This window comes from Flammeovirga sp. OC4, from assembly GCF_000812565.1.
GTDB lineage: Bacteria > Bacteroidota > Bacteroidia > Cytophagales > Flammeovirgaceae > Flammeovirga.
Genome location: NZ_JTAM01000013.1, coordinates 131,791 through 148,379, shown reverse-complemented (window position 1 = coordinate 148,379; position 16,589 = coordinate 131,791). Strand labels below are relative to the sequence as shown.

Here is a 16,589-nt window from a genome sequence, read left to right as displayed (position 1 = left end):
TGATTACATGTTAAAAGACAAAGGTTTTACAATAATTTTCTAGTGTGCTAATACAAAATTATTTAATACTAATTCTATTTATTGTTTTGCAATTACTTCCTTCAAAAAACTTTCAATAGAACATCTATTCATACGTTTTTTAGCGTTGTACTCATAAAAAATAAATTAGAATTAACTATGATTTATTTTTGACTTAGTACCTAAAAAAAATAGAGCATGAATTCACATGCTCTATTTTTTTTATTTTAATTCAGAACCTATAGGCACCAAACTACTTTTATACCCTAACGCAACTGCCTTCGACTTATCATCTAAAGCTTTCTTTGCCTTTCCCAACTTCGTAAAAGTGAGAGAACGGTAATAGTATAATTTCTTATCCTTTGGATTCTTCTTCAATGCCGAATTCAAATATTTTAATGCCTTTTTGTAATTTTTATTATTGAAAGCGATAATGCCTCTAACACCACTCACTTCTTCTGCACTAGCATCCAATTTTAATACATCATCAATTTGATCTTCTGCTAAATCATTATCACCAAGTAATGCATAATTGTAGCCTAGCAATATTCTAGCAGAGGAGTAATCTGGATATTTTTGCACCGCACTTTCCAATATTTCATTACTCTTCGTTAAATCCCCTAATTCCATCAAAGCAACTCCCTCTCCATAAAGGTCTACATACTTGGATTTACCAAGGTTGTGAAGTAAAGTAAAATCTTCTAAAGCATTTTCATAATCTTTTAATTTGATGGATGTCCATGCCCTTTGATGAATCACATAAGAAAACTGTGGTGTAATGTCTAATGCTTTTGTATAATTTGCTAGTGCCTCTTCTAAGTTGCCTTTTAATGAGTAAACATCGCCCAAATAAGAATATACTTTTGAATTATTCTTCATTAAACTTACTGCCATATCTAGATCCGTCAATGCAGAATCAAGTTCTTCCGAAAGTTTATAAGCAAAACCGCGTTGCATATATGCATATCCATAATTTGTAGAATGAGATATCGCTTCAGAGAAAAAGTCTTTTGCCTGAGTATATTCTTTTTTACCCAAATAAGCATTTCCCATCAAAACATAAGTATAAGCTTTAGAAGGATCTATTTCAATGGCTTTGTAAAGAGAAGTCATACTGTCATCTAGTCTACCTAATGCTAACTCCGTCTTTCCTTTCTCCACTAATGCATTATAATAAGTGGGAAAATATTTTAAAGCACTGTCATAATCACTTAATGCCTCTAGGTACTTTCTTGATTTTGTCAACAACATCCCTCTTTTATAATAGGCAAAACCATAAGATGGTGCCCACTTTATAGCATTATTAAAGTCATTAATAGCTTCTTTATTTTTTTCTAGTCTTGCATACAGCTCTCCTCTTCTACAATAAGCATAGGCATATTGAGGATTATATAACAATGCTTGGTTATAGGCTTTTAATGCATCTGAAAATTGTATCGAATTGGATAAACAATCTCCTTTCAAGCTTAAAAGTTTAATGTTATTTTGATCGATCAAAAGCCCTTGTTCAACTGTTGACAATGCCTCATTAAACTCATTTTGCATAGTGTTAATCTCTGCTTTAAAAATATAAGCATCAATTATTCTAGGATCTAAAGCAATGGTATGATTAAAATCAGAAAGTGCCTCTTTGTACTTTTTCATCTTCATGAATGTATGACCCCTTCTCTGATAATACATTGCTGACGAAGGTGATAAATCAATCACCTTTGTATAATCTCGAATTGCTTTATTGTATTGGTATGTATTGACATAAGTCTCTGCTCTAAAAACATATGCAGTGACAAACAAGGAATCTTGTTCTATAGCAGTAGTAAATTCTTTCTCAGCCTTTTGGTACTCTTCTTTGTTGAGATAGATATAACCCATTAGGGAATAACCAACAGGTTTAACAGCATCTATGGTCAAGCCCATTTTCACATCTCGTACCGCACTGTCTAACTCTCCTTTATGAATGTATAGTTTTGCTCTCTCGTAATAAGCATTGTCATTCAATAAATTCAATTGGATTTCTTGTGTATAAGCGTCAATAGCTTTATCAATTTGTCCATTCAAGACATTCTTATACCCTTCATCCATATAGTCTTGAGCAATTACGGAAACAGTAGTACTGATTAGAATCAAGAATGGGAAAATAACTTTTAATTTATTGATAGACATAAATAATGCTTAGTTAGAATTTACAATACCTTCTATTTCATAGATAGTCTATTGTATTAAACACATAAATTTAAGATTATGATATAATAGTTTAGAGTTATTAATAAAGTATTAACGTTTTTTAGAGAATAAGAAAATATTCATTGTTATCATTGTTGTTGAAATTTAAATGAAGGAAGCAGTCTTCAAAAAAGTAGAATTATTTAGTAGAACCATTACTCAATTTTCCATTTTTTTTTCGAGTATCAAAATTATCCTTTGTTCAATTTCAAAAAGTACTGTATTTATGTAAGATTTCTTCAATATTACCTCACAAAGGAGTAAAAATACTATATATCAGCTATTTACATTGAGCTATACAATTCAAAAAGATTTATAAAACAATAGTAAAAATGAATGATCTTAAAAACAGAGAAGATGTGATTCTACTTGTCAATACTTTTTATACAAAAGTAAGAGCACATAGTGAACTCGGTCCTTTCTTTGATGAACATATAAAAATTGATTGGGACACCCACCTTCCTACAATGTATGATTTTTGGGAAACGAACTTATTTTTTATTTCAAAATATAAAGGAAACCCAGTAAAAACACATCAAGAAGTGGATCAAAAATCTACGATAGAACAAAAACACTTTGGGTTTTGGTTACAACTCTGGTTCAATACTATAGATGAGTTATTCAGGGGAGAAAAAGCTGATTTATTAAAATCAAGAGCTAGAAATATGTCCCACATGTTGTTCATGCGTATTTTTAATGCACGTCCCAACAACCCTTAATGCTTAAAATGAAAATACTTCGAGGAGGAGAAATAAATCAAAAATGGATAAGAAATGTTACTAAAGTAATTGCATTTTTTTCGTTTTATTTCACCTCTGATCCCGTATATTTGGGCTGAAATGTACTCTATGAAGAAGAAGATTTTATATGCCTCTATTTTTGTGGTAGTAGGCACAATTGGGTTGATTACTTTATTACTGTCTTGGAATGCCTATGTTAGTCATAAAAGTGCTCCGTATATTTTAGACAGAGAAACTCCCGCTATCACTTGTAAAACGGGCTTAATGTTAGGAACAAGCAAATACTTAAGAAGCGGGGCTCCTAATCCATTTTTCTATAATAGAGTCAATGCTGCTTCAGAATTAATTCGAGGACACGATGTTGAGTTTATTATAGTCAGTGGTGACAATAGAACCACACAATATAATGAACCAAAAGTAATGCGTATCGCATTGGAGAAAAAAGGGGTCAATAAGAAAAAAATTGTGATGGACTATGCAGGTTTAAGAACCTTAGACTCTGTCATAAGAGCCAATAAAGTATTTAAACAAGATAAGTACATTGTCATTTCACAACTATTTCATATTGAAAGAGCCATATTTATTGCTAGGCATCATGGTATAGAAGCCTATGGCTATCCCGCTGATGATGTACCTTTAAACAAAGGCTATACCGTACATTTAAGAGAAGTACTTGCTAGAGCGAAGATGTTCTTAGACCTTTATATTTTTGATACACAACCACGATTCTTAGGGAAAGAAGAGGTAATAGAATAAAAAAGCATCAATTTCTACATAATGAAATTGATGCTTTCTAATTTTATAATTTGACTATGAACCAAATGCCATAGATTTTAATTCAAAGTTGAAACCTTGAGAAATAAGCTCATCATACTTACCTTCTTCGAAGACATAGTAGTACGCACCTTTCTTAGACACACCTTTTTGTTTCTCGTCTAATTTCTTTAATAAGCCTGTTGCTAAGATCTTCTTTCTGAAGTTACGCTTATCAAATTGCTTTTGGTGAATCGCTTCGTACAATGACTGAAGCTCAGGTAATGTAAATTTCTCTGGTAATAATTCAAATCCAATAGGTTGGTATCTTGATTTTCTTCTCAATTTACCCCAAGACATTTGAATCATTGTTTCGTGGTCAAACATCAATTTTGGTAAGGCCGTAATTGGGAACCACTGTGCTTGATTCTTCTCTAAAGCTTCCTCATCTTGTGATTCAACTTTAATTAATGAATAATATACTAATGAAATAACTCGTGCTTCTGGATCTCGGTCAACCTCACCAAAAGTACTAAGTTGCTCCATGAAAATTCTATCTAAACCCGTTTGTTTTTTTAGTACACGTTCGGCAGCATAATGTAAAGATTCTCCATAGTGCAAGAAACCGGTTGCTAAACCCCAAGCTCCTTTGTAAGGATCTACTTTACGGCGCGTCAATAAGACTTTTAATTCGCCTTTCTCGTATCCAAAAATTACACAATCTATGGCCAGTAAAGGTTTATATGCGCTCTGATAATATTCGTTCATATTCTAAATCTTATTTTAAAGATTGGAATTTTACTATAATTTTTCTTTTCCTTCCCATAAAGTATAACTAATAAATTAAGAATACATTATCTTTTTAATCCAAATCTGAAATTGAATTACAAATATAAAGTTTTCATTCGAAAATGATAACAAAAAGGGACAAACTCATACATAATAAGCAATAACCGGTGAATATCTATTTATTTTTATTTACATTTATATTTTAATAACATTTTAACTCCTAAAGATTATACTACGGACTTCAAAATAGCCTACTATGAAATATATAATATCTCAATTTTTCATAAACTGTCTGACTGTACTATTATTGCTTTTTTCAACACAACTCTCATTTGCTGATCAAGTCAATAAAAAAATTGACAATTTGCTTCGAGTAAGTCAAAAATATGCTGATGATGGCGAATATAAGAAAGCATTAATATGGAACAATAAAGCAGCAAGAAAAGCTAGAGGAAGAGATTCGGCTCTTATCGAAGTTCTAGCACAAAGAGCAAGTTTTCAACTTTCTCTCTCTGAACTCGACGAATTTGAAGAAACCGTTTCTACGTTCATTTCTCTTGCTAAAAAAAGAAAAAGAGCGAAGTTTGGTCAAGCATATGCATTGCTTTTAGCAAGTAAATTATATATAGATTATTCTGATATTGTGAGTGCTTCTAATCTTTATTTAGAAGCGAAGGCTATTATTGAAAGTGATCCAAAAGCTCATTATTTTACTGACAAATCAACTGATTATCAAAAGCTTGAAAAAACTGTACTTTCCGGTATTTATTTAGCAAGAGGGCAATATGATTCAGCTATGGTGGTTATCCCTGAATACCAGAAGTTAAGTCTTGAATTTGCTAACAGTACCTCCAAAGATGTCTATGAGCTTAGAGGAAACAGAATCATCAATAAGAAATTTACCAACCGTGAGCAAAACCGTCTGAAAAGAGACCATGCTTTTAGTCTAACGATGGAAGGTCAATTGTACCGTTTAAGTGGTGATTATACTAGAGCTGATAGCCTTTTGATGATCAGTGAAGAATGGATTAAGAAGAACTTAAGGGTAGATGATGTGAGTTATATCCTCAACTATCATGAGAGAACCCTTAATTATATAGAAAACAAAATTGATCCTCTAGTACCTAAAAAAATGCTTGAAAAAAATATTTATAGAGCTGAAAGGGTACTTGGAATTAGTCATAAAGTATTTTTCCAAATTCAAGAAGATCTTGTGGACTACTATGCATGGCAACGTTTCAGTAATAAAGGAGATAAAACACAATGGGAATACTTTACAAATACCACATTATACTTTGGTAGAAAAAGTATAAATCGCTCAAAATCTGACCGTTTGACGGCCAAAGATGATTTTCTCAAGGGTAATTTGAACAAGTCACTTCGACTTACAAATGAGTTGACTAGAGATATTCAGGATGGAATCATCCCTAAAAATCATAAAGAGTACATGCTGCTTTTAGAATTACGATATAAATTAGGGATGGCTTTAGAGGATCAAAGTTTGGCTAGAAGTTCACTTGATGCTTATATCACCGCAATCAAAAATATATTAGGCAAAGAATCCCTTCAATACCATATTGCAAAGGTTGAGCAGGCCACTTACCTAACAATGTATTCTAATGAGTTTGAGAAAGCAAATAGTTTATTCGACACACATCTGCCGGTGATTGAAGAACGATTAAACCCTCATCATTATAAACGCCTTGAAGCTGAAAAAGAAAGAGCAAACTACTATTCACTAATGGGTGAAACGGAAAAAGCCGCTTCATTAAGTGCTAGTATCAAAGAGGCTTATGGTGAATATTATGGAAAAGATCACCTAGAATATGCCGCAGGTTTACAAGGTACAGCAGCTTATGCCATAGATCTTGGAAATTACACAGAAGCAGATGAAGAAATCACTGAGCTATTACAGCTTTATGAAAAACACACTTACAGAAAGGGTACACAAAACGCTACACATGCTAGAGCATTAGAAACTGCCGCACGCTTTCAAGTGATCACCGGTCAGTTTAATGAAGCCACTAACAACCTTTCTAAAGCGAATAGATTATCAAAAAAATCACCTGGAACGGTCGCTTCTTCTTCATTCGCAGATGTACATGCTATTGTTTATCTACAGAAAGAATATTTCTCTCAAGCTGAAAATATCATCCAAAAATCAATTGATCATAGAAAAGATATTTTTGGTGAGGATAGCCGATTGCTCATTGTTCCTTACACACAAAAAGCTCGATTGGCCTATCTAAAAGGTGAATATATTGAAGCTGATTCTATTGCTCAAAAAGCGTATACTATTAGTTACAACACTTTTGGTGAGGAAGCAAAACAATCCATTGAAACCCTTGAGGTACAGGCTGAAATTGCCGTTGCAATGGGTAACTACGAAAAAGCACAAGAGCTTACACAAAAAGCTCTTGCCATTGCCAAAAGCTTGTATGGAGAAAGACATATTGAAGTGGCAAAAGGTTATACGCAGTTAGCACTTATCGATTTATATATGGGATATGACCCTAACGATGTAATGTATCTTTTCAAGGATGCTGTAGATATCGTGGCTGTTCAACTAGGGAAAGAGAATCCTGTTTTTGCACTCGCGTTGAAAAACTATGCGTTAGCCAAAATGGAGATAGGTAAATACGATGAAGCAGAAGATCTATTAAATGAAGCCAATGATATTTGGGTTGAAAAATTAAAAAATGAGAATAATACCAATTCTGCTGAAATCAAGCTTCTTTTAGGAGACCTTGAAATGAGAAGGAATGGCTTCGAAAAAGCGCAAGAGTACTATACAAAGGCACAAAAGACGTACAATAAATTATTCCACAAAGGACACCCAATGTACATTAAAAGTACATTAAAAAGAGCTCAAGCTTATTATAGTGATGGCAATTACAGTAAGTCTACAAAGTATGCTAAAATTACTTTGAAAGAGCATACTGAATTTATTGAAAAGTATTTTCCTGTATTAAGTTCAAAAGAAAAATCAAAATACTGGCAGTCTATCAAGTTAGATTATGATTTCTATTACAATTTGGCTTTCGCATCGAAGAAAAAGAAGTTAAAGTCTGATATGTATAATTATGCATTGGAAACAAAACCTCTCTTGTTAAGTTCATCTGTGAAAGTGCGTAATCAAATTCTCCAAAGTAATGATTCTGTTTTGATTCGTGAATTCAACGAATGGATTGAAAAGAAAGAAACACTTACAAAAGCCTTTGCATTGACCAATGAACAGCAACTAGCTGAGGGAATCAATGTTAAAGCTTTAGAAAGAGATATCAATGTTTTAGAGAAGGAATTATCAAAAAAGTCTAGTGTTTTCTCTGAGCAAAGTTCTAAAAAACAAAGTTGGAAAGCGATTCAAAAGAATTTAGCAGAAAATGAGGTAGCTATTGAAATTATACGATTCAATCAGTTCTCCAATATCTACACTGACACGGTGAATTATGCTGCATTAATCATTACTCCAAAAACAAAGACTACTCCTATCGTTAAAATTATTCCTAATGGAAATTTGTTAGAAACAGAAAACTTAGGTTTCTATAAAAACAACTTAATTTTCGGTTTCCCTGATGATGAATCGTATGCTGCATTCTGGAAACCAATTTATGATATTATTGGTAACGATAAAACGGTTTACTTCTCGGCTGATGGCGTTTATAATCAAATCAACCTAGAATCTATCCCTGTTGATATTGATAAAGGGGACTATATCATTGATCATAGTCATATTGTATTAACTTCTACAACTCTTGATATTCTGAATGAAAGCGAAGACAGAAGTGATAATAGAAATATCTCACTATTTGGTAATCCCGTGTTTTATAAAGATTTAAAACCTGAAGAATACAATGAGTATACACCAAGAGCTATTACTCAGTTGCCAGGTACGTACAAAGAGATTCAAGAGTTAGACAAGTTGCTTTCCACAGAAGATAATACCATTGATGCTGTTTTCCTTAATAAAGCCGCAACTGAAACTGCAGTCAAGGAATTAGAATCACCAAGGGTATTCCATATTGCTACTCACGGTTTCTTCTTAGATGACATCAGTACGGAATCTCAATCATTATTCAAAAAAGCAGAAGGAGTCAATCCTTTACTTAGATCTGGCTTACTACTTACAAATGCTGGCGACTTAATGGCCTCAGACAATGTTTATGCTTTCAATAAAGAAGAAGGTGTACTAACAGCTTATGAAGCCATGAACTTGAACTTTGATAATACAGAACTAGTGGTATTGTCCGCTTGTGAGACTGGTAAAGGTGATAATAAAGTCGGCGAAGGAGTTTATGGTTTACAAAGAGCCTTCTTAGTGGCTGGTGCTGATAACATCATTATGAGTTTGTTTGAAGTATCCGATGTAGCCACTCAAAAGTTGATGACTTCTTTTTATCACTTATGGTTAAAAGAAGGACACGATAAAAGAATTGCTTTCTCAATGGCGAAGAAGCAACTTAGAGAAGAATTCCCTGAGCCAAAATATTGGGGAGCCTTTATTATGATCGGTAAGATCTAATCATAGATAAAAAAACTATTTTTTGAAGGACACTTTCTATAAGGTGTCCTTTTTTATGCATTAAAGAATTTTCTATTCGGTTAACTTTCAATGAATTTCATAAAATCAATTTAGTTTTAAATCTATAGAAGTGTTTCGATAAGTATTTTTATAACAACACCCGTTATATATAAAACGCCTTTTTCAATATTCGTTACTATCATATTATTCTATTATGCATTTGATAAAAATATATGTTAATAATTTAAATATTAAAAAATATCTCATAGCTTTGATGACGTTAAAAAGGTAATTATACTTTAATTTCAGTAGGCAATGGCTTCACTAACAAAAAAAGAACTACAAAAGAAATATCAAGATTACAAAGCACAAGGATTAGCTTTGGATATGACAAGAGGTAAACCAGGTACAGAACAACTTGATTTATCTTTACCAATGATGGACTTAGTAACATCTAAGGACTACAAAACTTTAGCGGGTGCTGACACTCGTAACTATGGAGGTCTTGATGGTATTCCTGAAATGAAAGCCATCTTCAAAGATTTCTTAGAGGTTTCTTCAACAGATGAGGTAATTGCAGCTGGAAACTCTTCTCTTACTTTAATGCATGACACTATTGCAAGAGCAATGTCTCATGGTTTCCCGGAGAGCAAAAAGGCTTGGGGAAAATTAGATAAAGTAAAATTCTTATGTCCGTCTCCAGGATATGACAGACACTACTCTGTTTGTGAGCATTTCGGAATTGAAATGATTACTGTACCGATGACTGAAAAAGGTCCGGACATGGATGTAGTAGAAAAATTAGTAGCAGAAGACAAAAGTATTAAAGGTATTTGGGTAGTTCCTAAGTACTCTAACCCTACTGGATATACTTGCTCTAAGAAAACGGTGAAGCGTTTGGCAAAAATGAAAACAGCAGCAAAAGACTTCCGCATCATGTGGGATAATGCTTATACTGTTCATCATTTATCAAGCGATCAAGATCAGTTAGAAAACATCTTGGAAGCTTGTAAAGCAGAAGGAACTGAAAATAGAGTATTGATCTACGGTTCATTCTCTAAAATCTCTTTTGCTGGTGCCGGTGTTGCAGGTATGGGTGCTTCAGTTGAGAACATCAATTGGATGAAAGGTCACTTATCAATGGCAACTATTGGTCCTGACAAAATCAACCAATTAAGACATACTCGTTTCTTCAAGGACTTCAAAGGCGTGCAAAAGCACATGAAGAAACATGCTAAAATTATCGCTCCTAAATTTGATGCGGTAATCGAAATCTTAGAAAAAGAGTTAGGTGGTAAAGGTATCGCTACTTGGACAGTGCCAAAGGGTGGTTACTTTATCAGCCTTGATGTACCTAAAGGATGTGCAAAAGAAGTAGTGAAATTAGCAGCAGAAGCAGGTGTTAAGTTAACAGCAGCAGGTGCTACTTTCCCTTACAAAAACGATCCTAAGGACGAAAATATTCGTATCGCTCCAACTTTACCTTCAATGGGTGAAATCAAGTTGGCTATGCGTGTACTTACAGTATGTGTGCAATTGGCTGCTGCTTCTAAGAAGTAGTCCCTCACATATCGTAATAAAAAAACAAGGGCAATCTCGTATTGAGGTTGCCCTTGCTTTTTTATATAGTAAGGGTAGACAAATTATCTACCCCTACATTTTATAAAACTTCATCTAAAAGTTTAGTATACTTTTCAAAATCTGATTCTACCTGAGGGTCTTTCATTACGTCGTATAAATGATAAGTGGCCAATTTTTCCATTCCAATAAAACTATTCATTTTATGGAACCCATACATCGGTCCATTATCGACACTTGTTCCCTCAAATAGTTCTCCTTCCAACTCAAAGGCTTCAATTGGTGCATTCCATGAAGTAGTTAGGATGTATTGCTTACCTTGTAATAATCCTCCTCTACCATAATTCAATTTTGGACTCTTACTTGACCTTCCGTCTGAAGCATAAAGCTTATTATGCCCATTCGTCAATACTTGATCAAGATAATGCTTGAATCCAAATGGAATAGAAAACCACCAAATTGGTGTATGATAAATAATAACGTCAGCCCAAAGGAATTTTTCAATTTCTTCATTGACATCATAGTCTTCATCCACAAAAGTAGATTTGACTTCAAAACCTTCCCTATTCTTAAAATAATCAATAGATAAATTCGCAATTGATCTATTCAAACTACCTTGAGAGTGAAGAAACTTTTGTCCTCCGTTAATGACTAATACCTTTTTCATTTTCTTTCTGTTTTCTATCGACTTCAATATCGTACACAAAAATTATTACACGTAAAAACAAATAATTTGTTTCAACAAATATTGAAGATTTAGATTTGTTTATCACTGATTTTGATAAAAGTTCTAACAATCAAAAGGTTAAGAAATCTTATAGATTTTAGATTTAAATAAATGAACGCTTATTTTTACTTCTTGTTCCCCAACAAATCATATTAGCTTATTATACATTCATGAGTACTACGAACAACAAACAAAAGTGGGTTGCTACCATCAATCAAAACTTTCGTGCCTTGTACTTTTATATTCTAAAAAATAAAAAACCAATTTTCCTTTCTATCATCGGACTGGGTTTAATTGGTGTTTCCTTTATACTTCTTTTCCTGTCAGGAACTTTTGGCACTGGGTATTCTGATGAGGAGCTATTAAGTTATGAAAATGAAGAGGCTTCGACAGTCTATTCTGAAGATCAAATACTTATTGGAAAATTCTTTGCAGAAAATAGAACCAATGTTCAATTTGAAGACCTTCCTAAACATCTTATTAATGCTCTAGTAGCCACTGAAGACGCTCGATATTTTGAACATGAAGGCGTGGACTCTAGAAGTGTTTTAAGGGTTTTATTTAAGAGTATCATCTTAGGTGATAAAAGCAGTGGAGGAGGTAGTACTATTACGCAGCAATTAGCGAAAAATATGTATGGAAGAAAGGATTATGGTCCTTTTTCTATGCTTTTCAATAAATCCAATGAGATAAAAATTGCCCAACAAATAGAAAGACTTTACAGCAAAGAAGACATTTTAAGAATGTATTTAAACACGGTTCCTTTTGGTGAAGACTTATTTGGAATTGAAGCTGCTTCTGAACGCTTTTTCAACAAAAAAGTCTCTGATCTGAAGATAGAAGAAAGTGCGGTCCTTATTGGTATCTTAAAGGCAAATACATTTTACAATCCGAGATTATACCCTGAAAATGCTCAAAAAAGAAGAAATGTTGTAATGAATCAGATGGTCAAATACGACCTTCTCTCAAAAACTGAATATGATTCTTTGAAGGTATTACCTCTAGCACTAGACTACGCCAACATTGAGCATGAAGGTATTTCAAACTACTTCTTAGTACACGTTAAAAAGAAGGCAAAAGAAATTGTTGAGGAATATAATAAAGTCAATGGTAGTGATTTTGATTTAGAAAAAGATGGTTTGGTCATTCAGACATCACTTAATGCAAAATTACAATATAATGCCCTTCTTGCCTTTCAAGAACATTTATCAACAATGCAGAAACTGTTAGATAAACAGTATGCAAATGGTGCTAGTAAAAAACAGTTAGAACGTTTGGTTACTTCAGCTACACAAAAATTTGAACAACCTAAAGCCAAAAAATCAAGGGAGTATTTTACTTGGGAAGGGGTAAAAGTAGAAAACTTAAGTGTGGAGGATAGTATACGAAAAGAACTTTCACTTCTTCATGCTGGATTCTTAGCAGTTAACCCCAATGACGGTTTTATCAAAGCTTGGGTTGGTGGTATTGATTTTAGAACACACCCCTATGATCAAATCATGGCCAAAAGGCAACTTGCTTCTACTTTTAAACCCATTCTTTACGCTGCTGCAATGGAAAAAGGGATACCACCTTGTAAGTATCTCAAAAATGAAATAGATGAAGATGAGGAGGGATGGAAGCCTGAAAACTATTCCAAAACATCTGGTGGTATGTATACACTTTCTGCTTCATTAGTAAAATCACTTAATATTCCTACCGTCAATCTTTATCAATCCATCCGATTTGACCGCTTGGGAGAGCTATGGGTAAAGCTAGGATTCAGCGAAGAATTAAAAGATTACCCTTCTACATCTTTAGGAACTGTAGATGCCAGCATTTATGAATTAGCCATTGCTTACGCTGCCTTTGCTAATGGTGGTTATAAAATACAACCGAGGTGGATCAAAAGCATCACAACTACAGATGGAAAAAAAATATATGAGGCTAATCATGTAGAATCAGAAAGAGTTTTAAGTGAAGAAACTTCCATCTTAATGTCGGCTATTCTTCAGAAAGCTATTAATGAAGGAACGGGTGCTGCTATGCGAAGTAAATATAAAGTACGACTTCCTATCGGAGGTAAAACAGGTACTTCTCAAAACTACGGTGATGCATGGTTTGCGATCATTAACCCCAACCTAGTAATGATAACCAGAGTGGGTGCTTCCTCCAGTCAAATTCACTTTAATTCAGGAGTAAATGGTAGCGGAAGTAAATTGGCTCTTCCTATTACTGGTATAACACTTCAAGAAACTCAAAAAGATAAAAAACTATCAAAAGAATTATTTATCTACTTCCCTGCCCTTCCCAATTACCTATCTGATGCATTTGATTGTGAAGATTTTAAAGAAGGAACTGATGTTGAGATGTTCTTTAATAAAATCTTCAAAAAGAAAACGAAGGAAGAAAAGGAAGACCGAAAAGCTCAACGTAAAAAACGCAGAGAGGAAAGAAAGAAAAAGAGGAAAGCAGCGTAAAAGGTTTTTCTACCTTTTACGCTACAAACCTCATTTAGTTTATAATGTCCTTTTCAGGTACTGAGTTTAATTGTTCCCAAAATTCAGTAGTATTCTTTTTATTTTTCTTAAAGGCTAATTGGTTACCTAATTTCAATTGTTGATTAGGGTAAAAATGAAGTACAATACCTTCATTAAAAGTATAGTTTGAAAAAGTGTTGTAACGGTTCCAATAAGTGAGGTGATACTGTCCATCCTTTTCGGGATCACCATAAATAAACTGATCCTTTTGATACCTACAATCTTCGGGGAGATTTATAAAGTAATTGGTATTCACATCCAAAACTTGACTTTTATCGTTAGGATAGATTGCTAATTGCTCCCATTTTTCGATCACAAAGTTTTCAGCATTGATTTTTAATTTCACTTGAAAAATTGCTGGATCAAACCAGGCTAAAGTATTATAAAAGTGAGTATTTTTTTCTATGGTTGCTGTTGCCAATAATTCAAAATGAGTTGCTGTTTCTTCTAATAGTTGAAACTCATAATGTCGCTTTCTTAAAGTATTTAAAAGTGTGTACTGTTGAAAGTTGATTGGGCAAATTCTTGGAGCTAAAAAAAGATGTTTCTCTTGATTCATACCCCATGCACCAACGGGTTCTGTAATCATTGCTCCACCTGCCACTTTATATTCCTTAAAAAGGTGATTTTGCACTGCCATTTTTTCTCCTGTATCGTTATTCAATTGAGTCAGTTGTGCATACAGTACGGAGGTATTCTTATTTTCACTGTGTTCCTTTCCTTTAGTTTGATAGCCATTTGTATCATTTTTATCTGCTATGGCTTCTACTAATAGAAAACGATCATTTTTTGCATCATATACTCTACTTTTATAAAGTGCTTGAAAGGCAAATGGGTCTTGATAATAATTCTTTTTCAATCTTTTTCTGACCTTTCTCATCACCCTTTTAGAAGAGATAGGTTTATCTCTAATTGTCAAAGTGGCTAATTCATTTATATCTACTTCTAGCGGTATATTGATGTTTTTTGAAAGTGTACTTAATGCTACTTTTTTCTTCTTGTAGCCCACACACGATACCAAAAGGCTATCTCTGAACTCACTGATATAAGCAGGTATATTAATAGAAAAAGAACCATCTTCTAAACTTGAAACACCAATATGTTCTTCAGGAATTCCAATACTTGCAAAAGGTATTGGCTCCTGTTTTTCTTGATCGGTGATCACCCCCGAATATGTTTTGGCTTCATGATTTTTTTTAGTCACTGATTTATATAAATATACTTCCTTTTGAGGCATATCTTTCACAAGGTCTTTAGTCGTACTGATACGTTGTAAAATTGTATCTACCTCATTGTTCGTCTCTATATAGCGAATGTTATCATCAGTAGGCCGGTTATAACTTGTTATACCTCTTAAAGTATCAGCATAAAAAAGAATATCGCTCGCTTTATTCCATTCCAGTTGTAAAGGTTCAAGACCAAATGCATTGCCATATATTGGGGAATTGAAAGATTGTAGAGGAAGCATAATATAGGAATAGTTAGAGGCCTCCAAAGCGTGTTCTAAACTATAATCTTCTTGTTTATGGAGTGACGGAAAACTTGAAGTTGTGGAAAGTATTGTAATTTGTTCCTTTCCCAAATTGTTGATGATTTGTTCTCCAGTAGATTGAAATGTATTATAATCCGGATGATGTTGACTTCTTATATCATTTGATACGTGACCTGAAGCACCCCATAAAATAAACTTTGAATCAGGGTTCTGCTCTATGTGCCATAATGCATTCTTAGCCATTGTATCATCTCTTGGTTGAGCATGTTTCGCTTTCCATTCTTTTTCGGTAATTGAATTGACATTAGGGTACATTTCGATGAATTGTACAAATTCATGTTGTGAGTCCAATACCCTTAACCAAAATGATTGTTGTTTTCTCTGTTTAGAAGTATGTACTTTTTTATTAAAAATAGCTTCTCGAAGAATCGGGTAAGCCTTGTAATAAGCTGTTAAGCTACGAGGAAGTTCCCATCTCGAAACGATGGAATAAGCATCGAACCAATCTAGCAGAAGCTCTTCCTCTACCTCTTTTGAAAGGTATTCTTTTAAATCATAATAAATATCCTCGCCTATCATACGAGAAGGGTAATCAAAACCTCCTACTCTCACATGATACTTTTCAATATCTTTACGTAAATTTTGAAACTCAACCGTAGCACTCCAAAATTCAAAAACCGAAGAACTTAATTCTCCATAAGCATCATTTCCTTTATCAATATTCTCTTGTGCTTTTTCAACATCATAAAAACCTGACTCGAATAAAATGTAATCAAATCCCATTTCTTGAATTAAAAACTGAGCAAGACGAGCATTCATTTCTACATGATTTCCAAGATAGTGTACGGCTTCTCCAACAAAGACTACTCGATCATCACCTATCATTTCCTTAAGAGGCATCAGGTCTTCAAATGTAGAATCAGCTACAGATGAAGGGTGAATTGGTATTAGATGTTCATTTACCTTTTTCGTAATTATTTCCTTCTGTAATTGGTCTTCTTGCCCTTTCAAAGAGGTATTGAGCATAAACAGGGCAATGAATAGTGTTAGTTTTCTCATTTCATTTAGGATTACTTTATTTATTGAAGTTTTAAAGGCAAAATTCGTTCTAACTTTCTCATTAATATTTATCTAACTATTCCTGAGTAAAAAGAAAAAGCCCGTTTGCGGTTGAAAGCAAACGGGCTTTAAGACGTAGAGGATAGACTATCAAACTGTAAACTAAATTATC

Annotated in this window: 9 protein-coding genes; 5 read left to right on the top strand and 4 right to left on the bottom strand. The window is 33.5% G+C overall.

What is annotated here, in order from left to right; all coding sequences use genetic code 11:
- Window positions 1-240: 240 nt before the first annotated feature.
- The gene (locus tag PL77_RS11765; RefSeq protein ID WP_044205196.1) at window positions 241-2,178 is read right to left on the bottom strand and encodes a tetratricopeptide repeat protein; all 1,938 of its coding nucleotides are present in this window, start codon (window positions 2,176-2,178) and stop codon (window positions 241-243) included.
- A gap of 392 nt (window positions 2,179-2,570) precedes the next feature.
- On the opposite strand from PL77_RS11765, the gene PL77_RS11760 reads away from it, so the two are divergent.
- On the top strand, window positions 2,571-2,957 hold the full coding sequence (locus tag PL77_RS11760) for a group III truncated hemoglobin (protein WP_044205194.1): 387 nt from the start codon (window positions 2,571-2,573) through the stop codon (window positions 2,955-2,957).
- A gap of 129 nt (window positions 2,958-3,086) precedes the next feature.
- Window positions 3,087-3,734 carry a vancomycin high temperature exclusion protein gene (locus PL77_RS11755; protein WP_044205255.1) on the top strand — a complete coding sequence of 216 codons (648 nt, stop codon included), beginning with the start codon at window positions 3,087-3,089 and terminating at the stop codon, window positions 3,732-3,734.
- Between the two features lie 54 nt (window positions 3,735-3,788).
- On the opposite strand, the gene PL77_RS11750 is transcribed toward PL77_RS11755, so the two are convergent.
- Window positions 3,789-4,499, bottom strand: coding sequence for an NUDIX domain-containing protein (locus tag PL77_RS11750; RefSeq protein WP_044205192.1), 711 nt, complete (start codon window positions 4,497-4,499; stop codon window positions 3,789-3,791).
- A 277-nt stretch (window positions 4,500-4,776) separates the two neighbouring features.
- On the opposite strand from PL77_RS11750, the gene PL77_RS11745 reads away from it, so the two are divergent.
- Both PL77_RS11745 and PL77_RS11740 read left to right on the top strand, forming a co-directional pair.
- Entirely contained in the window at window positions 4,777-9,042 is a 4,266-nt protein-coding gene (locus tag PL77_RS11745) for a CHAT domain-containing protein (RefSeq protein ID WP_082026501.1), read from the top strand.
- A gap of 315 nt (window positions 9,043-9,357) precedes the next feature.
- Complete coding sequence (locus PL77_RS11740) at window positions 9,358-10,602, top strand: aminotransferase class I/II-fold pyridoxal phosphate-dependent enzyme (RefSeq protein ID WP_044205186.1); 1,245 nt, start codon at window positions 9,358-9,360, stop codon at window positions 10,600-10,602.
- 100 nt (window positions 10,603-10,702) lie between these two features.
- Here the strand turns inward: PL77_RS11740 and PL77_RS11735 are convergent, their stop codons facing one another.
- On the bottom strand, window positions 10,703-11,287 hold the full coding sequence (locus tag PL77_RS11735; protein ID WP_044205183.1) for an NAD(P)H-dependent oxidoreductase: 585 nt from the start codon (window positions 11,285-11,287) through the stop codon (window positions 10,703-10,705).
- Between the two features lie 230 nt (window positions 11,288-11,517).
- Here PL77_RS11735 and PL77_RS11730 point away from each other — a divergent pair, with 230 nt between their 5' ends.
- Window positions 11,518-13,806, top strand: a complete 2,289-nt coding sequence (locus tag PL77_RS11730) for a transglycosylase domain-containing protein (protein ID WP_052444339.1) — start codon at window positions 11,518-11,520, stop codon at window positions 13,804-13,806.
- Window positions 13,807-13,840: 34 nt separating this feature from the next.
- Here the strand turns inward: PL77_RS11730 and PL77_RS11725 are convergent, their stop codons facing one another.
- Entirely contained in the window at window positions 13,841-16,417 is a 2,577-nt protein-coding gene (locus PL77_RS11725) for an erythromycin esterase family protein (RefSeq protein ID WP_082026500.1), read from the bottom strand.
- Between the last annotated feature and the right edge of the window lie 172 nt (window positions 16,418-16,589).

Excerpts from the sequence above, each read along its gene's own strand:
- PL77_RS11765 (WP_044205196.1), bottom strand. The coding sequence starts at position 2,178 with ATGTCTATCAATAAATTAAAAGTTATTTTCCCATTCTTGATTCTAATC.
- PL77_RS11760 (WP_044205194.1), top strand. The coding sequence starts at position 2,571 with ATGAATGATCTTAAAAACAGAGAAGATGTGATTCTACTTGTCAATACT.
- PL77_RS11755 (WP_044205255.1), top strand. The coding sequence starts at position 3,087 with ATGAAGAAGAAGATTTTATATGCCTCTATTTTTGTGGTAGTAGGCACA.
- PL77_RS11750 (WP_044205192.1), bottom strand. The coding sequence starts at position 4,499 with ATGAACGAATATTATCAGAGCGCATATAAACCTTTACTGGCCATAGAT.
- PL77_RS11745 (WP_082026501.1), top strand. The coding sequence starts at position 4,777 with ATGAAATATATAATATCTCAATTTTTCATAAACTGTCTGACTGTACTA.
- PL77_RS11740 (WP_044205186.1), top strand. The coding sequence starts at position 9,358 with ATGGCTTCACTAACAAAAAAAGAACTACAAAAGAAATATCAAGATTAC.
- PL77_RS11735 (WP_044205183.1), bottom strand. The coding sequence starts at position 11,287 with ATGAAAAAGGTATTAGTCATTAACGGAGGACAAAAGTTTCTTCACTCT.
- PL77_RS11730 (WP_052444339.1), top strand. The coding sequence starts at position 11,518 with ATGAGTACTACGAACAACAAACAAAAGTGGGTTGCTACCATCAATCAA.
- PL77_RS11725 (WP_082026500.1), bottom strand. The coding sequence starts at position 16,417 with ATGAGAAAACTAACACTATTCATTGCCCTGTTTATGCTCAATACCTCT.